Source organism: Sporocytophaga myxococcoides DSM 11118 (assembly GCF_000426725.1).
GTDB classification, from domain to species: Bacteria; Bacteroidota; Bacteroidia; order Cytophagales; family Cytophagaceae; genus Sporocytophaga; species Sporocytophaga myxococcoides.
The window spans coordinates 1,109,725-1,135,160 of the sequence record NZ_KE384560.1 but is presented as its reverse complement, the minus strand read 5'-3'; the positions used below and the strand labels follow the sequence as shown (position 1 = coordinate 1,135,160).

The 25,436-nt window shown below is 35.1% G+C and carries 17 protein-coding genes; 3 read left to right on the top strand and 14 right to left on the bottom strand.

All coding sequences use genetic code 11. The annotated features are described in order from the left end of the window. Positions 1 to 7: 7 nt before the first annotated feature. A complete protein-coding gene (locus K350_RS0123120; protein WP_037576684.1) occupies positions 8 to 3,484 on the bottom strand; it encodes a response regulator in 3,477 nt (1,158 codons plus the stop codon). A 215-nt stretch (positions 3,485 to 3,699) separates the two neighbouring features. Then, positions 3,700 to 4,332 (bottom strand): DUF4241 domain-containing protein, encoded by a 633-nt coding sequence (locus K350_RS0123115; RefSeq protein WP_051313547.1) that lies wholly within the window; start codon positions 4,330 to 4,332, stop codon positions 3,700 to 3,702. Between the two features lie 150 nt (positions 4,333 to 4,482). Between K350_RS0123115 and K350_RS0123110 the strand changes: the two genes are divergently transcribed. Further along, positions 4,483 to 4,836, top strand: coding sequence for a hypothetical protein (locus tag K350_RS0123110; RefSeq protein ID WP_245598689.1), 354 nt, complete (start codon positions 4,483 to 4,485; stop codon positions 4,834 to 4,836). 52 nt (positions 4,837 to 4,888) lie between these two features. Here the strand turns inward: K350_RS0123110 and K350_RS0123105 are convergent, their stop codons facing one another. From K350_RS0123105 to K350_RS0123060, 10 genes are all read right to left on the bottom strand, one after another. Beyond that, positions 4,889 to 5,332, bottom strand: coding sequence for a carboxymuconolactone decarboxylase family protein (locus K350_RS0123105; protein ID WP_028981937.1), 444 nt, complete (start codon positions 5,330 to 5,332; stop codon positions 4,889 to 4,891). Between the two features lie 54 nt (positions 5,333 to 5,386). After that, entirely contained in the window at positions 5,387 to 6,229 is an 843-nt protein-coding gene (locus tag K350_RS0123100; protein ID WP_037577071.1) for a sigma-70 family RNA polymerase sigma factor, read from the bottom strand. Positions 6,230 to 6,427: 198 nt separating this feature from the next. Next, positions 6,428 to 7,075: a DUF1361 domain-containing protein gene (locus K350_RS30070; RefSeq protein WP_037576680.1), complete on the bottom strand. Its 648-nt coding sequence runs from the start codon at positions 7,073 to 7,075 to the stop codon at positions 6,428 to 6,430. A 2-nt stretch (positions 7,076 to 7,077) separates the two neighbouring features. After that, positions 7,078 to 7,593, bottom strand: a complete 516-nt coding sequence (locus tag K350_RS0123090; RefSeq protein WP_028981935.1) for a hypothetical protein — start codon at positions 7,591 to 7,593, stop codon at positions 7,078 to 7,080. Positions 7,594 to 7,680: 87 nt separating this feature from the next. Next, a complete protein-coding gene (locus K350_RS0123085; RefSeq protein WP_028981934.1) occupies positions 7,681 to 9,129 on the bottom strand; it encodes a DUF4153 domain-containing protein in 1,449 nt (482 codons plus the stop codon). Between the two features lie 14 nt (positions 9,130 to 9,143). After that, positions 9,144 to 10,568, bottom strand: a complete 1,425-nt coding sequence (locus K350_RS30065) for a B12-binding domain-containing radical SAM protein (protein ID WP_051313540.1) — start codon at positions 10,566 to 10,568, stop codon at positions 9,144 to 9,146. A 47-nt stretch (positions 10,569 to 10,615) separates the two neighbouring features. Continuing rightward, positions 10,616 to 10,924 carry a winged helix-turn-helix domain-containing protein gene (locus K350_RS0123075; protein WP_028981933.1) on the bottom strand — a complete coding sequence of 103 codons (309 nt, stop codon included), beginning with the start codon at positions 10,922 to 10,924 and terminating at the stop codon, positions 10,616 to 10,618. Next, positions 10,921 to 11,532, bottom strand: a complete 612-nt coding sequence (locus K350_RS0123070) for a hypothetical protein (RefSeq protein ID WP_028981932.1) — start codon at positions 11,530 to 11,532, stop codon at positions 10,921 to 10,923. Before K350_RS0123070 ends, K350_RS0123075 begins: the two co-directional genes overlap by 4 nt. Positions 11,533 to 12,087: 555 nt before the next feature. Then, complete coding sequence (locus K350_RS0123065; RefSeq protein ID WP_081671114.1) at positions 12,088 to 12,738, bottom strand: response regulator; 651 nt, start codon at positions 12,736 to 12,738, stop codon at positions 12,088 to 12,090. A gap of 11 nt (positions 12,739 to 12,749) precedes the next feature. Further along, on the bottom strand, positions 12,750 to 17,843 hold the full coding sequence (locus tag K350_RS0123060) for an AAA family ATPase (protein WP_028981930.1): 5,094 nt from the start codon (positions 17,841 to 17,843) through the stop codon (positions 12,750 to 12,752). Positions 17,844 to 18,092: 249 nt separating this feature from the next. On the opposite strand from K350_RS0123060, the gene K350_RS0123055 reads away from it, so the two are divergent. Both K350_RS0123055 and K350_RS31615 read left to right on the top strand, forming a co-directional pair. Beyond that, complete coding sequence (locus K350_RS0123055; RefSeq protein ID WP_028981929.1) at positions 18,093 to 19,340, top strand: DEAD/DEAH box helicase; 1,248 nt, start codon at positions 18,093 to 18,095, stop codon at positions 19,338 to 19,340. Between the two features lie 101 nt (positions 19,341 to 19,441). Continuing rightward, on the top strand, positions 19,442 to 22,243 hold the full coding sequence (locus K350_RS31615) for a PAS domain-containing sensor histidine kinase (protein ID WP_028981928.1): 2,802 nt from the start codon (positions 19,442 to 19,444) through the stop codon (positions 22,241 to 22,243). A 44-nt stretch (positions 22,244 to 22,287) separates the two neighbouring features. Here K350_RS31615 and K350_RS30055 read toward each other — a convergent pair whose 3' ends face one another. Both K350_RS30055 and K350_RS0123040 read right to left on the bottom strand, forming a co-directional pair. Continuing rightward, the gene (locus K350_RS30055; protein ID WP_162144204.1) at positions 22,288 to 24,480 is read right to left on the bottom strand and encodes an OmpA family protein; all 2,193 of its coding nucleotides are present in this window, start codon (positions 24,478 to 24,480) and stop codon (positions 22,288 to 22,290) included. Between the two features lie 11 nt (positions 24,481 to 24,491). Next, positions 24,492 to 25,436, bottom strand: coding sequence for a PorP/SprF family type IX secretion system membrane protein (locus tag K350_RS0123040; protein WP_028981927.1), 945 nt, complete (start codon positions 25,434 to 25,436; stop codon positions 24,492 to 24,494).

The window sequence follows — 25,436 nt, the reverse complement described above, 5'->3', positions numbered from 1 at the left end:
TCGATAATTAACTTTTATATAACCATACACGCATCAGAGATAATAATTTAGGTAACTCGATAGGTTTTGAAATATAATCAGAAACGCCAGCTGCGATACATTTTTCCTTATCACCAGTCATCGCTTTTGCTGTAATTGCAATAATAGGAAGGTTATGATATTCAGGTTTAGATCTGATAGATTTAGTAGCATCGATTCCATCCATTTCAGGCATCATAATATCCATTAATACGATATCAATGTCTGGATTAGCATCTAGTTCATCTATTGCCTGCCTGCCATCATAAGCTACTACTACATGCATCCCCTGATCTTCCAGCACATTGGTCAGAGAATAAATATTGCGCATATCATCATCAGCAATAAGTACCTTCTTATCTTTCAGCAACATATCTCTCTGTACTATAGAAGACCTTGATGACTTTTCTATGCTTGCTCCCATGTTATGCATGAAGAGTTTAACTTCTTCCAGAAGTCTTGTATATGAATACTCCGTCTTAATAATTATTGTATCTGCATACCTCTTGAATTTGGCTTCCTCATCTACAGAAAGGTCTTTCCCAGAATAAATAATAACAGGCATTCCTTTCAGACCATTATCTTTTTTTATAAACTCTAGCAAGTCATACCCATTATAATCAGGAAGTTTTATATCTAATATAATACCATCGTATCTTTCCTTCTTCAAAAGCTCAAGAGCTTCTGCCCCATTAAAAGCATTATGGGATTCAATGCCCTGGGATTTTAAAAGATCTTTTACTGCCAGACTCTCATTTTCATTGTCTTCCACTATCAAAACCTTTATTATATCCCTGTCGATACCAACACTGATTTTGTTGAACGCTTTATCAAGTGATTCAAGAGCTACCGGCTTTGGAATAAAGTTTTCCTGGCCCATATTGTTGTGATAGGCCTCCTTATCATATGCAGACATCATATGTACGGGAATATCTTTTAACAAAGGATTATGTTTAAGTCCTTTAAGCACTTCCCATCCATTAGTATCGGGTAATTGCACATCAAGCAGAATGGCAGCAAAATTATTATCTTTTGCAATGTCAATCACTTCATTTCCTTTATGAATAACTGTCACCTCATAACCTTTGCTTTTAGCATAGTCTTCAAGAATTCTTGAGAAGTAAACATCATCTTCTACAATAAGTATACTCCTTGATGAGTGAACATTCGGAATACTTCTAGTAACTGGCGGTATTTGAGATACTGGAGGTACTGGAGCATATTTCTCGGGCACCAGGATGGCTTCTTCCAAATTCTTTTCATCAGCTCTCTCCGGGAGGTACAAAGTAAATTTACTTCCTTTTCCAACAATACTTTCCACTTGAATTTCTCCACCAAGCAATATTGCTATATCTCTGCTGATAGTAAGGCCAAGGCCAGAGCCTCCATATTTTCTTGTAGTAGAAGGATCAGCTTGTTGAAAGGCCTCAAATATCAGATCCAGCTTATCAGGAGGAATTCCTATACCAGTATCTTTTACAACAAAGGCAACTACTTTTTTGTTATTCAAATCAGGATTTAGAAATTTCTTATTGGGTTCAGTTACCGGTCTAATGATGTATTCAACGGTTCCGCTATCCGGAGTGAACTTAAAGGCATTAGATAATAGATTCTTGAGCACCTGTTCCACCCTGAACTTGTCAGTATAAATAAAATCAGGGACGCCATTTTCTATTGAAGATCTAAAATTTACATTTCTCTCTCTGGCAAGATCTCTGAACTGTTCATCCATCTTAAATTCATTAGGTCTGAAATCACCAAGTTCAAGCCTTACTTTCCCGGACTCTACTTTTGCCAAATCCAGAATCTGATTAATAAGCTTAAGTAAATCATTTCCGGAACGTTCAATTATACCCGCTTGTTCAATCTCTTTCTTGCTTAATGTTTTGTTTTTGTTGTCTTTTAAAAGGCCTGATAGTATTAAGATACTATTCAATGGTGTTCTTAGCTCATGAGACATATTGGCAAGGAAATCTGACTTATATTGACTGATTACCTCTACCTGATTCATCTTTAACTGCAACGCCTGTCTTGCATCTTCAAGCGCTTTATTCTTTGAATTAATTGCTTCATATTGCAACTCAAGCTCCGCATTCTTTTCCTGAAGTTCTTCTTCACTGGCGCGTAATTCTTCATCCGAAGCCTGCAACTTATCTCTTTGCTCCCTCAATTCATCATTCATAATCCGAAGTTCTTCCTGCTGTGTTTCCAGCTCTTCCGACTGGTTCTGGGTTTCTGACAACAACTCGAATGTCCTCATTTCCGATTTTATACCATTTATAAAAATGGATATAGTGCTTCCAACACTGTAAATAAACTGGAGATCAAGTTCATTGAATTTTTCTCTGCTCAAAAGCTCCACTAATGCTACGGTATTTTCCGAATGATGAAATGGCACTATTAAAATTTCAGCAACGTCAAAAGCGGCAAGGCCTGAATTGATCTTTATATTTTTGACAGACACATCATTAATTAACTGAACCTTTTTTTGTAATGCACACTGCCCCAACAATCCCTCTCCAGAATAAAATTTTTTAGGTAAATTTGCATTTGTCTCAATGGCATAGGTATCTGTAATCTCAAAGCTACCATCATCTTGTGCTATATAAATTACCCCTGCCTGAGCCTTCATAAATTCAGTCAGAAATGACAATACCTTATTACTCAATAAACCTAAGTCTCTTTCTCCTCTTAGCAAATCGTTTATCCTGCTATTTGCCTGTAGCAAGTAATTTTGATTGGTGACTTCATTTCTGTTTTTAATCAATTCCTCATTGGATTCCTCAAGACGACTATTAAGAGCTTTTAATTCTTGCTGAACAATTTCTTTGTTTCTAATGTCCCTGTTTATAAAATAAAATGATACTCCCGCTAAAACAATCGCAATAAGAGATGAAATTATTATAATGATTGGGGATGATCTGTAATATTTATTGACAGCTGCAATCCTGCTTTTAAGAAGCCCCTGCTCTTCACTCCGCATATTTGTATACATGGACCGAATCTCATCCATCATCTTCTTACCAACAACCATATCACGGTAACTGATTTGTGTCTTATCTCTCCTGAATTTCTCCAAAACATCATTCATTCTATCAAAGCGCAGGCTAATCAGTCTTTCCAAAGTATCTATGGATTGCCTCTGGTATTTATTATCTGCTGTAAGTTCCTTCAACTTAGCTAAATTTACCTTTACTTTGCTTTCCGCATTTCGATATGGTTCCAGAAATTGTTCATCTCCTGTGAGCAAATAACCTCTCTGTCCCGTCTCTGCCCCTCTCAGTTGAGAAATGGTTGATTCAATATTGATCAGTATTTCATTTGTATGGTCGACCCATGATGATTGCTCTATCAGTTTTAATATTGTATAAAACGAGAGGGATGAAGATAATATCAGTAGGATAATAGAGAATCCTAAACCCAGTCTTATCTTTTTATTAAGACCAAATTTTTCAAAAGGCAACATATTCAATAAATTTTAATTAATACAAGCCTGTAATAGCAATAGATTCTACTATTACAACTCTAAAAGTAAAACTGAATACAACAATTAAAAAATGTATATGTTTAAAGATATGAATATATATTTTATTCTATTTCTTCAGGCCATATGCTATCAACAGGTCAACCATCTAACTATCAAAAATATAAAAAACTTCTGTGGAAATATTCCACAAAAAATTATCTATTCCAATCTAATAAATTGAAGTCCGTAACGATTCTGCAAATTCTTCCATCATTATCAAACCCGACATAAGATTGATATACATCATCCCCATATCCAGTTGTAAATATGGCAATGGTCTCTTCTTTTGATTTCCACATGTACCAGGTTCTGGTGTCCTTGTAAACCTCATCCATCTGATCAAAAATCTCTTCGTGGTATTCGTTATTTTTTTTAGCATAATATTCATATGCTTCCAATGCAGAAAGATCCATAAAACAACCAAGACCTGAATCTACGGCGTACCCGAATATTTCTCCTTCCTGCAAATCTTCCATACGTTGGCCTTCAAGAAGAGCAAATTCCCAACGAACAGGCTTCTCTTCTGAGAATTTTATTCTAGCAAATGCTATTCGTTCATCTGTTTCAATATCTGCTATTGCCAGTTCCACAGGAAAACTGCCTAAAGGAAACAAGTTGACAAATGCATCCACCTCTTCGGTATTTAAAGGGTCACATGTAAGAATCTTTCCTGTACGGATATTGATACTCCCCATATTCTGACATTGAAATGAATAGGTAACACCTTCTTCAATAATAGAATAGCCCTTATTAAAACTGTCTTCAAGGAAGGATGGATATTTTATCATATTGCATTCAAAAATTAGAATAGCAAAAGTACTATTAAAGGAGACATTATCCCATATAAATTTTGCTATGTTGAAAACAACATGAATACAATAGCGTAAATATTTGCATTTTCAGAGATTAATATTAAAATTTCATTAAAAGATAAACCTATGAAAATAAGAACAGTCCTGTTTAGCCTTATTACCCTTGCAGTATTAAGCTCTTTTACAATGCATGTGTTGAAAACCAGTCTGAAAGTAACAGTTCGAAATGATCTGGGCAATCTGGAAAGCGAAGCCTCTGTGAGTCTTTATAAGACAAAGGAAGATTATGAAAAAAGTGTAAATCCGGTAGATACCCAAGTTACAGATGAAAAAGGAAATGCTGTATTCGAAGACCTTGAATCATTAGCGTATTATGTAGGAGCTGAAAAGGGTGATAAAAATAATTTTGGAGCTGGTGAAAAAACCGAAAAACTGGTGGAAAACAGACAGAATAAAGTAACCATCATAATTTCTGAATGATTCAAATGAAACAAAGCAGCCTTGTTTTAAAGCTGCTTTGTTTCATTCAGATTCATATCACTTCAGGAGCCAGTCGAGTAGAAACTGCTATTCTGTTCCATCCATTAATAGAAACAATAGTCATAATCAGCTGTGCAATATAATTTCCATCAAAATATTTTTCTGCTTCTTTATAAACCTCGTCAGATACACCATTGTTTGCTATTAGTGTCACTTCTTCAGTGAGTGCAAGTACCACTCTTTCTTCAGGAGTAAAAAAAGGTGTTTCTCTCCAGGCAGACAAAGCATAAATGCGCTGCTCTGTTTCACCTTCCAGTCGTGCATCTCTTGTGTGCATTTGAATACAAAAAGCGCATCTGTTTATCTGTGAAGCCCTGATTTTAATTAGACTTTTATATGTCTTTGAAATACTTGTAGAAGAAAGATATTTTTCAACTCCATACATTGCCTGATAGGCGTTTGGCTCCAGGTCTTTGATTTTGATTCTGCTTTCCATAAGAACATTCATTTTCCCAATAGACAGCACCAATCTGATTTTGTGACAAAAAATTCAATTTTTATTAAAAACTATTTTTTCCGGATTTCTGATCATAAATATATCATCAATCCTATCATTCACAATTTCAGGATATAAAACAGAATGAAGATTTCCATTTAGTTCAATCTTTATACCCGCCTTTCCATTAAGGTTTATTTTATGAAACTTGAATTCTCCTCTCTCACTTTTAAATACTCCCTGAAAAAACTTAAGAATATTGACAACTCCATAAATAGGATTAATTGCTGCTGCCACTTTACCGCCGCCGTCCGAATAAAGGATTGCATCATTCTTCAGAAGCATTGTTAGTTTGTTATAATCTTTACTATCAATCGCCTCAATAAAAGCTTTAAACAACTCCTTCTGCTCTTCCTTAATCTTATATTGTTCAAATGTACTTTTTTTAAGTTTCTTGCTGGCCCTATGAAATAACTGCCTGCTATTCTCCTGACTTATCTCAAGCAAATCTGCTATTTGTGGATAAGAATAACCGATCAGCTCTCTGAGCACAATCACAGCGCGTTCATATGGATTCAACTTTTCCAGAATTACTAAAAATGCATAATCTATTGTTTGCTCATCAACATGATCAACTTCTGTTAATATTGGTTCAGGCAACCATATACCCTTATAAGCTTCTCTTTCCTGCTTTATTTTTTTTAAAGTATCTATTGCTTTATTGACTGTGATCTTGCTTAGATACGATCTTACATCTCTGATCTTGTCATGATCCAGCCCCAGCCACTTTTCATATGTATCTTGTACAAGATCTTCTGCTGTTTGTATATCTCCCAGAATGTTATAGGCAATTACAAATAAATATTTTTGGTATTCGATAAAATCTAATTGGGTCATAATTTCTAAGAACTGTTTTATTTCATATTTCAGTAACATTGAGTTACCGAAATATGAAACAAGTCTTCAGTTCTTAAATTTAACCGGGAATAATCGTTTAAAAAAATATCATTATTAATCAATTCATTAGAATCTATATTAAAGTAATTGATTATAATGATTAACAGGATTTTTCATCAGCTAATGATTATTTTAAATTTAAATATTTTCCTTTTTTGTTAAAAGAATATACACAATGTAATAGGAAGCTATCAGGAAAGAAGTAAAAACTCCAATAACCAATATTGCTTTAACTCTGAAAAGATTGACAATTATATCATTAAATAACGTGCTTGTCTCTGTTAAAATATCCCAGCTATTCCATCTTAAGAATCTTCCAAGATATATTCCATATGAACATAAGGTAGACACAATGCAAATAAATAACCAGGAAAGCTTGTCACCCGAATATTTCATAAAATGCTGATGTACATAATACAGACTAACCAAACCGCTTACAAGTCCTGTAAATGCGAAAGAAAATAACATCAATGCATCTAACCAAATAGGAATAGTTGTTCTTTCTTTCAAGTGAACTATATCTGTAATCAGATAAGGTGCGTTAGGAAGAAATAAAAGCCATATACTACCAAGGACCATAAAAGAAAGAATATTAATTAATTTTTTATTATTCAGACTACTGATTATAAAAGCCAATATCAATGGAATTACAGCAAGAAGCCAGTTCCAGGTCAGGAATAAAAAGTTATAACTTCCCGAAATATGAATCCTAAGTGTAAGTAACATGAAACAAAATACTGAGAGCAAAACTATTCCGGCTGCTATCTCTTTCTTACTGTTATTCATAATTATACTGTTTGATAAGTTTGAAAATCTTCCACTTTTACGATCCTTCTGATATATTTATCACAATACAATAAAGGAATGATTCCAATTGCCCCAAACATGCAGTCTATCACTCTCCAATAAAAAGGTATATCTCTGATCTCTCCTGCTATAAAGGCCAAAGGAAAGATCGCCAAACATGCTATCATACCAAAATGAATCACCCATATATTTTTAACTGGATCCCTTAATGGTCCGATAAATACAATGGCAATGACGATATGAGCAAACGCAAGCCAATCTGTCCCATAAGCAAGAAATGGATGATGATTATTCATATCATTTAAACCTGTATAAACCTTATCTACCCATATATATAGTGGATTATCCGGTTTCAATATTTGCTGTGCCAGATCTCTTAAAAAAAACAGTTCCGTCTCCAAAGGAAATGCAGTAAGGCCACTTAAGACTAAGCCAGCTATAAAGAAGCTTATCAAAACTCTTACCCTTGTTCTTAATTTTAAAGATTCAGTTTTCATTGTCATTCTATTTTAGTTTTTCTACTTCAATAACTCTTTTGTCCTAAGCCCTTCTCATAACTAAGAGAAGGGCTTAAAAAAATTGGACTAAAAAATCCCAGGTAAATTTTCCATCGATTTTAATTCGTGGTAAATATCATCATCATCCATATTCCATGACTGCCAATCACGACTTTCATATTCTTTTATAAAAGCTTTTTTCCTTATATCAAGAGCGATGAGAAGGCTTTTGTTATCCTTCATATCATGTACATTCTCATTACAATAAGAAATCAAATCAGACAAGACAACGTCAGAGAGTGATTCATTGTAGATAAGGTCAGTTTTAGCAGATACTCCGGAAAGATTGTATTTTACGATAAGCATATCCCAGTTCCACAGACATGATAACAGTAATACTCCGTAGCCTACCCAAGCATTTTTTCTGAATAAAAACCAGTTACTTTTTGCTGACACTATTTTTATAAATGTCGTCAATAGTCCTGCTAAAGTCATAATCAGATAGATATACACACCAATCCTTTTGTATGTCAATCCATGTTCGTCGATATAGTGAAAATTCTTAATACCGCAGGTAACCACAAGTATGGCATTCTGAATAATCCATAGCACAGCAAGTATTTTTATCGCAGTGTTGCTTTCATAAAAATTCAAAGAACCTCTGAAGTAAAAAAGGATAATTGCAATTGCAATAACTATAGAAATTATCAATGAATTTATTCCTTGATGAACAACCTGAGAGTAGTGAAAGCCTTCCGGAAATTCTGTAATTACTGACAGTGAATAAACATCAACAATATTTACAACGAGTAGCAATACATTCAGCATCACAAATAATACAATACCTGAAATATTTTCATTATTGATGTTGAGAAGTGGTTTTGAGAATGTAGATTCATCATTGATTAGGCGGTCTGGAGAAGTTAGATCTTTATATACAAGAGACAGGATATCCATCTGGTTGAAATAACCAAATAGCAGTACAAAACCCGTAAGTGTAAAGCCTATAAGTCCCCAAGACAGAAAATCAAACCTTATATTGGCTACTAATTCATCAAAATAGGGATTGGCGCTTCTGTATATGAAGAAAAATATCAAAGTAATAATAACGGGGATCACTGTAACGAATAGCAAACTGTATGATTGAGGTGTTCGCTCTTCTTTCCTTTCACTACGTTCGAATAGCCTTGTGAAGATATTAATCAGTGAGAAAAAGTAACTATACGCAGAATATAGCAGTGCAAATATCAAGGAAGAATCCTTTCGCATGGAAAAACTAGCTGCCATACTTAGTGAAATGATATTAGCAACCACAGGAAGTGCAGTGCCGTGCAACAAGGCCATAGCGCCGCTGACCAATGCTCCTGTAGAGGATATAAGCCAAAGTCCATTGGAAAACAAATTCTTATCTTTCAATGCCATCAAGAAGGTTATCACAACTGAAAATAAGAGTATGTTGATACCTGGTGTTTGATCATAAAACAGGTAACTGTAGATCACCGTCGCTACTACAATTATTATATCGTTCTTTTTCATATATATTTTAGGGTTTATTTTTTTACAATTGACATGGATAAATTTGCTTCTATCTTAGGTACATTTTGAGATTCCTTCTCAGGACTTACCTTTGACAATATGGCCTCCAGAAGTGGAAGCATATTATTTAATTGTTTTGTTTTAATGATAAAGTTCCAAAGTGGCTCAAACTTCTTCCAGCCACCAGCATAAGCGAGATGCTTGAGTTTGTATTTTATTGAATCATGGGCTGTGCCTGCCTTCCAGATATTGTTCCAGGAATAGAACTCTTTATAAGCATAATCATAACCATCCTTCAATTCCTGAGGTGAAAGATTCTTTGTTTTAAAAACTACATTTCGAGTATCATAGAGATCCCAGTTCCTGGTCAGGATTCTTCCTTCTTTCTCATAATTTTCAAAAAGTTTTGTACCAGGATAGGGAGTCAACACATGGTAAGTAGAAGTGGTAATACCCATTTTGACACCCCAGTCAACTGTTCTTTTAAACACGTCTTTATCATCTTCATCAAGACCAAACACGAAGCTGCCATTGATCATAATACCTAGTTCCTGAGCACGCCGGATAGCCTGATGATAGTCTCTTCCCAGGTTTTGCTTTTTATTACTTGACTTGAGATTGTTTTCACTTAATGTTTCAAACCCTATAAACAAACTTCTCAATCCTGCATCAGCAGCCTTCTCTATGAGATTGCTTCTTAAAATAGCATCTATTGTGCTTGCTCCCTGAAACACCCTTCCCATTCCTTTCATACCATCAAAAAGCTCTGAAGCAAATTTCTGATTGCCCAGTAGATGATCATCCAGAAAATAAAGATGCTTTCCGGGAAGCCTCTCTATTTCAGCCAAAGCTTCATCTACTAGTTGTGTATAGAATGATTTTTTAGAATTAAAAAAGGCATCTTTATAACAGAAGTCACAATGATGGGGACATCCTCTGCTCACTACTATTGAGTTTGGTACGAGGTATAAATGTCTTTTAATTAAGTCCCTTCTCACTGGAGGAATTCCTTCAATAGACCTTTGAACAGACACATACTTTTTCTTAGGAGATTTATTTTTAAAATCTTTTAAAAATGCAGGAAAGGTATCCTCACCGGGCCCAATGAAAATGCTGTCTGCATGTGGCATTGCTTCTTCGGGTAAAGATGTAACATGAAGACCGCCAAGTATTACATAACTATTCCTTTTTCTATAGTGGTCTGCTATTTTATAAGCTCTATAGGCATTGGTAATATATACCTGAATCACTACAAGATCCGGTTCATCGTTGAGATCAATCTCTTCTACATGTTCATCCTGAATAGTGGCTTGGTCATTATCAGAAAGCCAGGATGCCAGTGTTGCCAGTCCAAGAGGGGGAAATAAAGAATATTTAACAGGCCTCCAGTAAGGACTTTTAGCTTCAGTAAGTGCCGGTAATATAAATTTAACTTTCATATTATTTAAAAGTACTTTGCATTTCAAAGTAACAGGATAAAAAAAAACTACTTCAGTTTTTCTTTTGCATTAATAAGGGCTTCTAAAGCATCCAGATGTTCTTTAAATGCATTTTTTCCTTCTTTAGAAGCACCATAAGATGTATTAGGCTTTTTACCAATAAATGATTTTCTCACTTCAATATATTTTATTTTTTCAAGTGCATTAAGGTGACTTGCGAGATTTCCGTCAGTCACATCAAGGGTTTCTTTTAAAGCATTAAAATCCACCCAGTCATTGACCATCAGAACAGACATTATTCCCAGGCGGATTCTGTTTTCAAATGCTTTATTCAAATTTGTTATTAGTCCTTTCACTTCTCGTACTTGAAATACATAACCACTCCGTATACTATGTGCAACACGCCAAAGCCCACTGCCCAAAAAAGTATACCATAACCGATAAATACTGTGGCTAAAATACCTAATATAATTTCACAATAGCCAAGATTACGAATATCATTCAAGGTAAAATTACTTCCGTTAAGCAGAGCCAAACCATAGAAGATTAAAGTACCTGGAGCTATGAGACCAACTACACCATAGTATAATAATGCAAGACAGAAGAAGCCTCCGGTTGCTAAGGGCACTGCCATATTGATGATTAGCCTTTTACTGGTTGAGTCCCAAATGCGCAGGCCTTTCTTCCTGGTTTGTCTAATAGTAAAAAACAATCCTGAACCAATTGCCAGCAGAACCACAAGAAATGCATCTATAAAAAGAAAGATATAAATCTCCTCTACAGACATCCATACTCTCCCACTCTTTAGTCCTTCTATTAAGATATATGCAAATCCTGCTCCCAGCAATGCAAATATACCGGCAAATACTCCGGAAAGGCCGCTAAGAGAAATAAATCTCGAAGACCGCTCCATTAAAGAGCGTATTTCCTTCAGGTCGTTTAAATGATCTAATGTTTCAGACATAAAAGTACTTTGTTATTCAAAGTTAAAAAACGAAATAGAAAAAGAAAATGTTTTTGAGATTTTTTTTAACCTGACTAACAAAAGGGGCGAAAACAACAAAGGGTGATCTTTTATGATCACCCTTGTCCCCAAGTAAAAAATTTACATTACTGGAAAATCTCCGAAGATTTTACATACTTTCTAAGGAATAAGTATCCGTTTAATCTCCCTATTAATAACCGGATCCTCTAAAAATTTCCCATTTACAAGTTTGTCAGTCCCCTCAAGAGATTATATTTTAAAAATAAAATTCTAATGACTATTAATTAAATGACTATCAGAGTATAATTTATACCAAAAAATAATTATCTGTTACTCTGTCACAAATATGATAAAGAAGTAAAAGTTAGGCCATCCCGTAAACTGGTATTTTTTTTCTCTACCGGTTTACGGGATAACATTTTTCACTATCCTTTAAAAAATATGACTTTTCCAATAAAACAGGTGATAAATAGGCAAGAATTTAGAATCAGCTCAAAGAGTGAGCGGCAAGGATATTTCACTAGAGGAAAGGAATCAATCAATAAGATTATTCTGAATACAATATTTGATTAGTCCGACGGTATTTTTCACACCCAATTTTAAAATGATATTCTTTCTATGTGTATCAACAGTACCAGTACTGATAAATAATTTCTCAGCTATTGTATTATTTGAACATTCCTGAACGATTAATTTTAAAATCTCCAATTCTCTTTTTGTTAATACATTATCAATGCTGGAAGACTTTAAACTAAAGGCTGGCATAAGATCTTTGGTATTTTTGGCTCCGCTTGAAAAAAGTTCTTTACTAATATACATTTCGCCCTGAGAAGCCATTTTAATGGCTGTAAGAAATACTTCTTTGCCTTCACTTTTATAAAGATAGCCATGAATACCATATTTAAGAAGTTTGGTATAATAACGCGTCCCGTGGTACATTGTCAGAATAATGACTTTCAGGTTGGGATATTTTTCACGGATTTCTTTTGTAAGCGCGACGATATCAGTATCAGGCATATTGATATCCAGGAGAATGATATCAATACTTTTGCTGGCAAGTATAGAAAGTACCTCTGCCCCGTTTAGTGCCTGGCCGGAGATTTCTATCTCAGGTTCGTTTTTCATTAAACTTGATAACCCGTCAATAAATAACTGATGATCATCGGCAATTAAGATCTTTATCATAGATATAGGGATTAATCTATTTTTACTTTTAATGGTATACTTAAAATCACAGAGGTACCTCTTTCAGAAGAATCGAAATTAACCGTTCCCCTGAGGAAGTTTACTCTGGCAATAATATTGTTTAAGCCTCTGCCCTTTTTCCGGGATTTAATAGTCGCCTCAAAGTTAAACCCTTTTCCGTCATCTTCCACAGTTACCACCAGATAATCATTCTGATTTACGAACTGAATATCCATATTTTTTGCTCCGGAGTGTTTTAATGCGTTATTGATAAGTTCCTGAACCACCCTGAAGACTTCAATCTCAAAATCAGTACGGAATTTTTTATTTATATTAAATGACTTAAAGTTAATGGTTACTTTGCCAGTACTTGTAATCCTCTTGCAAACAAAATCCACCGCCAGCACTAGGCCATACTGCAGCAGGACATCAGGCATAAGATTATTTGAGATTGACTTCAACTCTTTAAAGGCATCTTCCAGAAGATTTAATGAGCTTTCAAGATAGCTTTCACGGTCATCTACACCGCTCTCTTTGAAGGCTGTCAGATTCAATTTTAGCGTAGATAGCAAGTAACCCATTCCGTCATGCAGCTCTTCAGCAATTCTCTTCCGTTCATATTCCTGGGTTTTGATAACTTCTTTTGAAAGAATTGTTTGCTGAATATTGATTTTCTTAAGCAGGTTTTCCCGTTCTCTGAAAGCTGCTATTTTCTTTTCTTCATTCAATGCATTTTCAATTGATACTGCCATTTGGCCCGACAGCAGCTGAAGGAATTGAATTCTTTCAGGAGTAAATGCATTGGATATAAGGTTATTCTCCAAATAAAGAACTCCCATAATGGTACCGGATTTTAGAATCGGCAAACATAGGACTGATTTAAGTTTCTTTTCCTGAATCAGTTCATCTGAAGAAAATTTAGGATCTTCTGCAGCATTATCTATTACAAGGCTATCACGTGTATGCAATACAAATTGAAAAATAGAATTTGGGATAAGTCCTGATTCTTTAAAATCAATACTCTTAAGCACAGTAACAATTGGGTCGCTCAGCGCTCCTTCAGCTTCTATATAAAATTCATCATCTTCATTTTTAAGAACCAATAATCCCTTTTCCGCTCCTGCGTTTTCAAGCACTATCCTGATCATCTTTTCCAGAAGTCTTTCCAGGTTTATTTCTCCGGATATTGCAGTTGATGCTTTCATGATACTTTTGAGGTCAAAACCTATTGCATCACCAGACGCCTGCTCCTGTTCATTCAATGTTGAATGAAGTCCACCAGTTGTTTTACCGAACTTCAGAAAGGAAGGGTATTTGTTTTCCAGCTCTTCAACTTTCGCAGTAGCTCCCCAGTGATAATAATTTTCTCTCGCCTTTTGAATGTAAAATTCCCCCTGAACAGGCTCTTTACGAAACAGATGAAATTTACCCATCATCTCCAATGCCAGCGCTTCTTCATGCAGATATTCATATTGACGAGCAGATGAAATAGCTTTTATGTAATTAGCATGAGCCTTTTCATTTTTACCCTTAACTCTATTTAACTCTGCCTCTATGATATAATACTTATGCAGATAGTTCATTGGAGCGCTTTTGGAAAGCTTAGCAAGCTTCTTCTGATTATTCAGAATACGGTCAAACATAACTTTCTTTTCCCTTGGACTCTTTCCGTTTATCACTGCGAGATAAGCGATGGATTGGTAAAGATAGAATGAAGGAACCAATGGATTTCCAACGGAATTAGCCACATATTTTTCTGCTTCCATAGCATATTTATAAGCCTCTTCATATTTACACAGGAAATAGGAAAGTATGAGCTTACAAATAAAATAATCAAAGGTCGAAGACTTGGTGATAGAACCTTCCTCATATGGATTGACTTTTGACTCATCAAAAAATTCCCCAACGAGCCATAAAGGATCTTTAGGATTTTCATGAAGATTTTGAGCTGCCTGAGCAAATAAACTATGACTGCATAAAGGAGTACTCTGCTGTAATTGAATAATTCTTCTGGTCCTCTCCCTCATAGAATTTATACTATCTCTCAACTGATTTCCTGATATGAATTCATTGATGGATTGTATAAGCACTGAATATGCAGCATACTCAAAATCTCCGGCCTGAACCCCTGCTTTATAGGCTTCTTCCAGAGGGTTTATTGTATTTTTCAGGTGATCCCCAACATGCGCAAGGAATGTGTTGGAAACCATTCCAACCCTCGCTTTGTGCTGCTCAGGTGGAAAATATTTTTCCTGTTCACTTGCAAGTCTTACCAGTCTTTTACTGGTTGCATAATCTTCAAATCCTCCTGATATGATCAGTGCATAGCTAACAGAAATATATGAAGACATTTCACAATTGCCATGTTTCACCATCAGAAGAAATGGCTTTGTGGCAAACAATGGAAACAAATCAGGAAATGAAAAATAGGAAGCAGAAGCTACACTTGCAATAATTCTTATGGCAGCAAATACCTTTGGATTATTCATTTTCTTATTCTTCCAAAGGCTATCAAGCGAATTTGTACCTAAAGCTGCCTTAACTTTAAGCACATCCATCAGTACATGTAACTTGTTTGGCTTATCAGGAAATTTAACTCCAAGTATTTTCAGGACCTTCAGCGCAGTAACAACTGCTTCTTCAACTCTGGAAAGAGCAGTATAGGCTCTTATCCTGATCTCATATACTTTTACCTGATCAAGTGTTATCTCCGTATTATCCAGAACATGTTCAATCCAATGTTCCATTTTATCATAATTTCCGCAGAGATAAGCACTTTCAGCAGCTTCACTATATAAAGCCAAACTTAAATCATAACTTTCTTTCCAAGAGTTCACCGAAAGCAAATCTATCCCTCGAGTCAGATAATCCAAACTTGATGAGTATGCAGAAGCTCTCTTAGCCTTTTTACCAGAAAGCACAAAGAGTTCAGCTGCTTGTTTTCTCTCTGGATCCGATTCCAGTGCATTGATTCCTGAGATAAACTGATTGGCGATATCAAATATGTATTCTTCAATCTGATCTCTTGAAAAGTGAGCAAGCAAGACTTTTCCTAGCTGAAGATGAAGCTTATCTCTTTCATCTTCATTGATCAGCGTATATACAGCCTGCTGCACTTTATCATGTGAGAATTTATAACTTCTTTCTACCGGAATTACTAGATCTTCTATTAATCCGATTTGAATATCCTGTGCCAGATCATGCTCAGGTTTACCGCAAATGATAGAAAGTAAGAGAAGGTCAAAGCGGTTGCCAAGACATGCAGCAAGCTTAAATACCTTCTGAGTTTCTTCAGGAAGCTTTTGTATCCGGGCAGCGACAAGATCGACAACATTATCAGTGATATTGAGTTCTTCCGTACCTTTGATATCAAGTTCCCATTGACGTTTTATAAAATCAAAATTCAGAAGTTTTTCCTCATATAAGGATTTAAGGAATTGATGTACAAAGAAAGCATTACCCTTGGTTTTATTATATACAAGATCAACAAGATGATTCCTTTGTAATTCAGCAATGCCGAATGATTCATTGATCATACAGTTAACATCATCATACTTAAGATTTTGAATATGAATAGCTCTTACAGGTATTGATGTTTTTATATCCTCTACTACTTTGTTTAAAGGATGATACTCTCCCACCTCATTATCTCGCAGCGCCCCTATTATCAGTAGGTTATTTGTTTCTTTGCCGGATAAAAGTAATTTAAGCAATTCAAGAGATGCATTGTCTGCCCATTGAAGATCATCAATAAATATTACAAGTGGACTATCTTCAGTGGCAATGGATTTAATGAAGTTTCTGGTAACGAAATTGAACCTGTTGAGTGTTTCTGCCGGTGTAAGAGAGGGTACTTCTGGTTGGACACCTATGAGTAGTTCAAGGTTCGGGACAACCTCTGTAAGTACTTTTCCATTGGCCCCAACTGCAGCGCTAATGATGTTTTTCCATTGGGTAAGCCGCTCGTGCTTCTCCTTTAAAATAAAATCTACAAATTCTCTAAAGGCAATAATAAAAGCATAGTAAGGTATATTTTGCTGGATCTGGTTAAATTTTCCTTCTATAAAACATCCTCTTTTATCAATAACCTTTGCACATATTTGCCTTACCATTAAAGATTTTCCAACACCGGAATATCCTGTAACCTTTATGAGTCCTGATTGTCCTGCACATACCTCATCAAAAGCTTCTTCAAGTTGTTGGATTTCCGCATCCCTACCATAAATTTTCTTTGAGATCTGAAAATTGGAGGAATAGTCTGTGCTGCACAAAGGAAACACCTCTATTGCGCCATTGTTAAGTAACTGTTCATAGCAATTTTCCAGATCATCTTTAATCCCACTAGCAGACTGATAACGATCTTCAGGATTTTTACTGATCATTTTACTTATCATGGAAGATAAAATATCCGGCACCTCTACTTTCAGCTTAGTGAGAGGTCTCGGACTTTTCGCTATATGGAAATGTATTATTTCCATTGAATCCTCCGAATAAAAGGGATTTAATCCCGCAAGCATTTCATAAAATATAACTCCAAGAGAATATATATCACTGCGACTATCGGTCTTCCACTGCACCCTTCCACTTTGCTCGGGAGAAATATATTCAAGTCTGGTTTCACCAGTTAAAAAGTTAAGGTTGGCAATTTTAGACTTTGAATGAGTTGAACTGCTAAAATTTAATATTTTAATATCAAAGGTGTCAGGAGAAATAAAAAGGTTATAAGGGTTAATGGCATGGTGGACAATTCTTCTTTGATGAAGTTCATCCAGAAGACCACAGATATTTATACTGACCTTAAAAAATGTATTTAAATCTATCGGCACCTTTTTTATAAATTCAGAAAGCCTTATTCCTTCGATATCTTCAATAAAGATACCAGCAAGAGCAGATGTGCTTTCCAAATGTATATGTCTGGGTACCCCCGAAAATGAAATTTCATTTGCAATGGCAAACTCATGTCTTAGTCTTGCAAGACTATTCTGATCACTTGGAGATTTTAATGCTTTGAGAAGAAAAGTTTCAGAATTGACCGCAACCCGATAAAGCACAGTGCTGTAATCAGATTGAATTTCTTCTACTATACCATAGGATGGAAATTCCATTTCGAATGAATATTTAGTTTAATACCTGAAGATAAAGTGATAAGACTTGCCTAAAGAGATGTTAAATTTATAAAAAATGAGATAAATAAGCTTTATGCAGGCATAAATTAATTCCAGAAAAGTCCTATTTTTAACATAAAAAATCGGAAATTTACTAAAAGCATAGTAAAAATCTACAATTCCTTCCTCATAACCGGTCAGTTATCTCATAAATAACGTTCAGCGGGGGAACCTCTAAAAATATTAAACATGAAATTCGAAGAATATTCAATTCCACAAGAAATAAAAAAAAGTCTGGAAGAAGCAGGACTAAAAAGACCAACCGACATTCAGTTCAAATGTATTCAGCCTATACTGAACAAAGAAGATGTGCTGGCTATTGCCCAAACGGGAACTGGTAAAACGGCAGCATTTGTAATCCCTATTCTCACCTTACTACATGAATCCAAACATAAAAACAATAACATCAAATGCCTTGTAATGGTGCCCACCAGAGAGCTGGCTGTGCAGATCAACGAGGTATTTGAGAAGATTGGGAAATACACCAAAATAAAATCCTTTGCCCTTTATGGAGGCGTAGAACAGGAGACTCAAATCAGAGAATTAGAAGGCAGAATAGATGTGCTTATTGCCACACCTGGTAGAATGTTTGACCTTGCCCATCAGGGACATCTAAGTCTAGAGAATATAGAAATACTGGTACTCGACGAAGCTGATCACATGCTTGATCTTGGTTTTATCAAGGATATAAAAGATGTTAAACAAATGCTATCCAAAAAGCATCAAACACTTTTCTTTTCCGCTACGATTGATAAGAAAATTAAAGAAATTGCTTATTCCCTTGTCAGAAACGCCATAAGAATACAAATCTCTCCCAAAGATCCTGTGTCAAAAAAGATAGATCATTTTGTAGCTTTTGTTGAAATGGATGATAAGAGGTTTTTTCTTGAAAGGATTGTGAAAGATAATTCTCAGAAAAAGATACTGACTTTTGTAAGAACCAAAGTACGTGCAGAACGATTGTCAGCCGCAATGGAAAGAGCAGGCATCTCTGCCCTCACCCTTCATGGTGACAAAGAGCAAGAAGACAGACTGAAAGTATTGAACTTATTTAAGCAGGGGAAATCAAAGATACTTATCGCAACAGATGTCAGTGCTAGAGGTATTGACATATCTAATATAGAGATTGTAGTAAACTACGATCTTCCTGAACAACCTGAAAATTATGTTCATCGAATTGGAAGAACAGGTCGTGGAAATGACCGAGGAAGAGCAATTTCATTCTGCAGCAAGGAAGAACTCCCATTGCTTGAAACTATTGAAGAATACATAGGAAAGGAAATTACTGTGATGGAAATCAGCAAGCAGGACTACATTGAGACTCTTGAATCTACAGAAGAAAATAACACAGACTGGAAATCATTAATGAAGGATGCCGAAGATCTGGATTTTGATAAAAATCATCAGAAAAGAAAGCAATCAAAAAAGAAAAAATAATTTGACAACTTAATTTATCAAAAACAATGTTATATATTATAATAACTTATAGTTAATCAACATTCAACTACAGGTTTCTTACTAGTAAAACGTCAACCAGCATGGACAAAAGAAAGAAAACCTTAGATACAAGAGTAAAGAGTGAGAAAGGTAGACCTACCTTTCCTCAAAGGATTGTCCTTAGAATAAAAGCGGAGGCTTCTAGTTTCTCCATTGTAAAAACAATACTCACCACTATTTTTAATATATACAGTCCCACTTCTGTCATTATCCTGATTGATGATAACTTTAAGGCAAAGAAAATAAGAAACCTGAAAAAGTTCCTCTACAGCTATGATCACTCTTTACATAAACTGATTAACCAGTCTTCATTAAAAGACGAAAAGGTATATCTTGTTCCGTCGGAAAATCAGATTGAAATTACTGAAACAACATTACAGATAGTAACTTATCCGGATATCTTTTTCCAAAATAAAATATCAGTTATTGAGATAGAAGACGGAAAAATAAATTTTACACCGTCATCTTACACTCAGATTGAAGAGAGCAAATACAAGATCAGGCGTTTTAAACTATGTATTTCAAAAATCAACAAAATTAATCGTGAAGATAAGAATCAAAATGGTTCAAAAAAGTCAGGAGCAGCCCCAGGCAGCAATCTTATCTCAAGCTACATACTTGACAACATCATTGATTCTACCAATCTGATCATAGTAGGTATAAGCGAAAACGGAATCATACAAATATTTAACAGAGCCGCTGAAGTTACTTCGGGATTTTCGAGAAAAGAAATAATCGGTAAAAAATGGTTTGAATATGTAACGCCTAAAGATGTTTACAAATATTATGATGACAAAACCAAGTCTAATTTTAAAACCTTTGAAAGTTCGATTATCACAAAAACCGGAGAAGAAAAGATTATTCACTGGCAAATCAACGAAGTACATTTTGGAGGAGAACTGATAGGTACCCTTGCTCTTGGAATGGACATTTCCGGTCTCATAAAATATATTAATAAACTGAATGAGGGATATGAAAAATTTAAAGCACTGGAGGAAAATAAACTTGTCGGTATTGTAAGAAGATCTCCTTATGGGAAATATATTTCTGCTAATAAAACGTTTTGCCAGCTTTCAGGATATTCGCAGAGCGAACTTAAAAATCTAACACTAGATGTCCTCACATTTCACGAAGATCTAGATAAGGAAAGATTATTAATAGAACAGTTGATTTCAGGTGAAATATCTACCTATAAAATTGAAAAGCGCTTAATAACGAAATCAGGAAAAATTGTCTGGGTTGAAGTGAATGCTGCACCATTCAAAAATCTTTATGGAAAAATAGAATATGTCATTGTAATTATTGAAAACATAGACCAAAGAAAAAAGGCTGAGTATTCATTAAAGCAAAATGAAATAAAATATAAAATTCTCGCTGATAACCCAACTATTGGCTTTGCGTGGGCGGATGACAGAGGTTTCTTAATTGAAAGTAATGAAGCATTTTATAAGATGCTTGGATTTAAAAAGTATGAACTTCTCGGAAGGCATTTTGAAGACTTTACTTATCATGATGATGCAAAGATGGAAAGAGAGTTAGTTGAAAAAATATTTAAAGGAGAAATCAATGATTATCAGATTGAGAAGAGATACATTAACAAGAACAAAGAGGTATTTTGGGTCGATTTGAATTTAAGTTCAGTCAGGAATGAAAAGAATGAGATTCAATATTTCATTGGAATTACTCAAAATATAGATGCAAGGAAAAAAGCAGAAGAGGCATTAAAACAAAGTGAAGAACAATACCGATTCCTTGCAAACACTGTTCCTCAGATTTTCTGGAGTGCAGATGCGAATGGTACCGTTAATTTTTTTAACAAAAAATGGAGAGAATTCACCGGGTTATCCGACAAAGAATCTCTTAATAATGGATGGGTATCAGCTTTATATCCTGAAGATGCCATATCGACTGAAAAAGAATGGTATGATGCAGTATATCAAGGCTTGGAATATGAAAAAGAATTGAGGTTAATGAATAAGGAAGGAAAATACAAATGGTTTCTTTCCAAGGCAACGCCATTAAAAGATTCTAAAGGAAATATCATTAAGTGGTTCGGTACCTGCATAGATATTCATGACTTAAAAATTGCTATCCAAAATCTTGAAGATGCCTACAAAGAATTAAAGAAAGCCAATGTAGACCTTGACAACTTTATTTATACTGCCTCTCATGATTTGAAAGCACCTGTGTCAAATATCGAAGGACTTGTAACATATCTGGACCAACTTCTCAAGGAGCTATATTCTAAAACCGACCGAAAAGAAGAAGTTGACAACCTAATAGATCTGATTTACCAAAGTATTGCCAAATTCAGAAAAACTATTGAAGACCTTACAGATGTTACAAAAGCACAAGGCAATGGAAAATCTGAGGATTTAACTGTCATCAATATTTATGATGCGCTGGAAGAAGCTAAAATCACTTTAATGAATGACCTCAATAATTCCAGATGTGTCATTACTCATCAATTGGATGCGCCAGAAATTGAGTTCTCCATGAAGGATCTCAGAAGCATCTTATACAACCTGCTTAGTAATTCTATTAAATACAGAGCCAGAGAGAGAGCGTGTAAGATAATGGTTAAAACATACTATCAAGGAGGCAATATCATACTTGAAGTAAAAGATAATGGTATTGGTATTGCCCCCCAAAACCAAGAGGGAATGTTCCAGATCTTCAGAAGAGTGCACAACCAAAAATTGGATGTAGAAGGAACTGGCGTTGGTTTGTACATTCTAAAAAGAATAATGGATAATAACAATGGTTCAATACATGTGGAAAGTGAAATTGATAAGGGAAGTACCTTCAGACTAACATTTTCTAATCAAAAAAATAACCTGTGAAATTGCTTTCACAGGTTACCAATAAACTTATTACCTAGAGAAAATTATTTCAATTTTATTATCATTCCTGCTGTAATAGAATCCTCTTCAAGATTATTAATCCTTTTCAAATCTTCTACAGATACCCCATATACTTTCGAAATAGCCTCAAGCGTATCATAAGGCCCCACTCTATGTACTTCAGGCTCTATAATTTCTGTTACTTTAATTTCAGTTCTCCTGTTATATTGATGCTCTTCTTCATTACAATTAACTCCGTCTTTGCAGTGATTCATAACTTTACTTTCACCATAGCCTTTAGCTACTATAACACCTGCGGGGATACCTTTAGATACGATGTATTGAACTGCAGCTTCTGCCCTCTTTTGAGAAAGTTTCATATTGTATTCATCAGAATGCCTGCTATCGGTATGAGCAGAAAGTTCCATTTTAATATTCGGATTTTCTTTTAATACTTCAACCAGCTTATCAAGTTCAAGTGCTGCATCATACCGAATCTCAGACTTATCGAGATCATAATAAATATTGCGGATTACGAAAAGCTTATCCTGTTCATTAAAAAATACATCTTTAAGAACAATAGGCTTGTCTATTTCTATTTCTTTTAATTGAATAGCAATATTCATTGTGTCTTCTGTATTGCACTTTGCCTCTATAGTCGTAGAATGAGAGAAGAAATTATTTTTAGCCAGCTTCAACTCATACTTTTCTCCAGGCTGCAATTTAAAGAAGAATTTCCCCTCAGGATTTTTTACTACTGCACACGGTTCATAAGATCTCAGACAAATCTTCTTTGCAGGCTGGCCATAAGTTCTTTCATAGGCAATAACATTAGAAGTATCCCCCATTTTATAAAGTTTCACCAATACATTCTCAAGTGGCTTTTCTGACTTATCAACCAAATGTAATGTAAGCCCTGCAAGTACACATGTCGGGTTGGAAAACTTATAAATATCGTCTTCTCCCAATCCTCCCTCTCTGTTGCTAGAAAAGAACCCTCCATTTAATGTAGTATCCAGTGTGATACCAAAGTCATCTTTTGGTGAATTCATTGGAAACATAAGATTTTCAGGTCTGTCCCATTTATCATGTTTCCCGTTTGTCACAAACATATCAAGTCCTCCCAGACCAGTATGACCATTGGATGAAAAATAAAACTTTCCGTCAGGGGCAACATAAGGGAATACTTCCTTTGCAGGTGTATTAACATATTTACCTGCATTTTTAGGAAAACTCCATTTCCCATTAGCCTCCATAGTGCAGAAGTAAATATCTGTCTGACCAAGGGAACCCGGCATGTCAGACACAAAATATATAGTTTTACCATCTGGTGAAAGAGCCGGATGGCCTACCGAATAGTTCAAAACGTTATTATATTCAAAAGGTAATATCGCAGACCATGAGCCATTTTTCTTTATCGAATAAAATATTTCAAGTCTGTTAACAAAATCAGGACCTTTCTTTTGTCCATTTATTTTACCTCTGTTACTAACTTTGTTTGTTCTGGTGAAGTAGATAGTATCCCCTTTCTTTGAGAAAGTTGCCGGCCCATTATGGTACATACCGTTAACTCCTTTAAGTTTGTTTTTAAACTCAATTTTGAAGTTTGTATCGATCTCTGCAAAAGCAAGGTTTAGGAAAGGTGTTCCGGTCCAGCCGTAGATCTGCTTGTTGGAATAATCTGTATCATCAAATTTTCTGTCTGTTGCAAGGATTAGCTTGTTTTCGACTAACTGAGGAGAAAATTCTGAATAAGCAGTATTCACAGATTTTACATTTTCGATCTTCACCTGTACCGGATTGGACATCCACTCCATTGCTTTTTCGCAGTTTTTAGCAAATGCTTCTGCCATCTTTTTTTCAGATGGAAAAAGCTTACCATACTGAATATATTGTTTTCTTGCCTCCTGATAATCTCCATTGTTTCTCAAGGCTTCTGCATAGAATAACAAATTTGAAGGTTCTACTTTGGTGAATTTTGTCAATAAAACAGCATACCACTTTTCTGCCTCTTCTGACTTATTCATTTTTCTGTAACAGTCTGCTATCTTCTGTACTATTTCTGCAGATTGCCCTTTCTTTTCTGCTATAACTTCATATTCCTTAACAGCAAGAGAGTAATTAAATTGATTATAGTTTTTATCTGCCCTTGCAAGTATACTCTGCCCTGACGCAGTATAGCTATGGATCAGACTATACAATAGGATAAGTGATCCGGTTCTGATAAGAAGACTCATAATTTTATACATTAAAAGTATCTTGGTGTTAACATTTTTGATCCGCCTTTTCTGTTAATATTGTATCCCGCAGAGATTTCGTGGGTAGCAAAGTCTTTAAAACTATTTAATGAAATATCATAAGAGTATCCCAGCCTCAGATTTGGAATAGGGAAAACTTCTGCCATAATTACCACAGCATCTTTTGCTGTTCCCACATCTTCCACATCATTTTTATTAAAGACTCTGCTTCTATAAGAACCTCCCAGCCAAACGATATCGTTAAAGATAAAGAAGACTGAAGCATCGCCATTAGTAGGCCCTTTTAAGTCTTCCTTAATCATAATACTTGGTCTGATCTTTATTTTTTCAACGATCTGAGAAACGAAACCAGCTGCCAGAAACAAGTGCTTTCTTTGGGATGGAATCATGTCGGATCCTTTACTCATGTTTACCACCACGTTATTCAATGATAAGCCTACAAAAAATCTGTCGGTATTGAAATAAAGTCCTCCCTGAAAAGCTGCTCTGGTTTTTGCTTCACGTCCTATAGGTACAGCTGGATCATTTGGCTGATCTGTTGTTAACTTATTTCCATCTATACCATAATTAGTAATACCTGCAGCTACTCCCAACGCTAGCCTTCCTTTTGAGGATACTTTTATTCTATAAGCAAAAGATCCGAAGAATGAATTCTGAAATTGAGCACCAAGTTCATCATGAATGAAATAAGCTCCAACACCTGCTTTATTCCAGTATAGCGGCATATCTCCACTTAACGTTATAGAGTTTGGTTCTCCATTTACCTTTGACCATTGCTTTCTGTAAAGGCCATTAATATTAATTGCTTCCCTGCTTCCCGCATAGGCAGGATTTATTACTACGCCATTGAACAGATATTGACTGAATTGTAATGTCTGCTGGGCATAACAATGAACAGAGAACAAAAGAATTACGGAAGTAAATAATTTTCTCAT

Excerpts from the sequence above, each read along its gene's own strand:
- K350_RS0123090 (WP_028981935.1), bottom strand. The coding sequence starts at position 7,593 with ATGAAAACTGAATCTTTAAAATTAAGAACAAGGGTAAGAGTTTTGATA.
- K350_RS0123060 (WP_028981930.1), bottom strand. The coding sequence starts at position 17,843 with ATGGAATTTCCATCCTATGGTATAGTAGAAGAAATTCAATCTGATTAC.
- K350_RS30070 (WP_037576680.1), bottom strand. The coding sequence starts at position 7,075 with ATGAATAACAGTAAGAAAGAGATAGCAGCCGGAATAGTTTTGCTCTCA.
- K350_RS0123110 (WP_245598689.1), top strand. The coding sequence starts at position 4,483 with ATGAAAATAAGAACAGTCCTGTTTAGCCTTATTACCCTTGCAGTATTA.
- K350_RS0123085 (WP_028981934.1), bottom strand. The coding sequence starts at position 9,129 with ATGAAAAAGAACGATATAATAATTGTAGTAGCGACGGTGATCTACAGT.
- K350_RS30055 (WP_162144204.1), bottom strand. The coding sequence starts at position 24,480 with ATGAGTCTTCTTATCAGAACCGGATCACTTATCCTATTGTATAGTCTG.
- K350_RS0123100 (WP_037577071.1), bottom strand. The coding sequence starts at position 6,229 with ATGACCCAATTAGATTTTATCGAATACCAAAAATATTTATTTGTAATT.
- K350_RS30065 (WP_051313540.1), bottom strand. The coding sequence starts at position 10,568 with ATGAAAGTTAAATTTATATTACCGGCACTTACTGAAGCTAAAAGTCCT.
- K350_RS31615 (WP_028981928.1), top strand. The coding sequence starts at position 19,442 with ATGGACAAAAGAAAGAAAACCTTAGATACAAGAGTAAAGAGTGAGAAA.
- K350_RS0123120 (WP_037576684.1), bottom strand. The coding sequence starts at position 3,484 with ATGTTGCCTTTTGAAAAATTTGGTCTTAATAAAAAGATAAGACTGGGT.
- K350_RS0123070 (WP_028981932.1), bottom strand. The coding sequence starts at position 11,532 with ATGTCTGAAACATTAGATCATTTAAACGACCTGAAGGAAATACGCTCT.
- K350_RS0123055 (WP_028981929.1), top strand. The coding sequence starts at position 18,093 with ATGAAATTCGAAGAATATTCAATTCCACAAGAAATAAAAAAAAGTCTG.
- K350_RS0123065 (WP_081671114.1), bottom strand. The coding sequence starts at position 12,738 with ATGATAAAGATCTTAATTGCCGATGATCATCAGTTATTTATTGACGGG.
- K350_RS0123115 (WP_051313547.1), bottom strand. The coding sequence starts at position 4,332 with ATGATAAAATATCCATCCTTCCTTGAAGACAGTTTTAATAAGGGCTAT.
- K350_RS0123105 (WP_028981937.1), bottom strand. The coding sequence starts at position 5,332 with ATGGAAAGCAGAATCAAAATCAAAGACCTGGAGCCAAACGCCTATCAG.
- K350_RS0123040 (WP_028981927.1), bottom strand. The coding sequence starts at position 25,436 with ATGAGAAAATTATTTACTTCCGTAATTCTTTTGTTCTCTGTTCATTGT.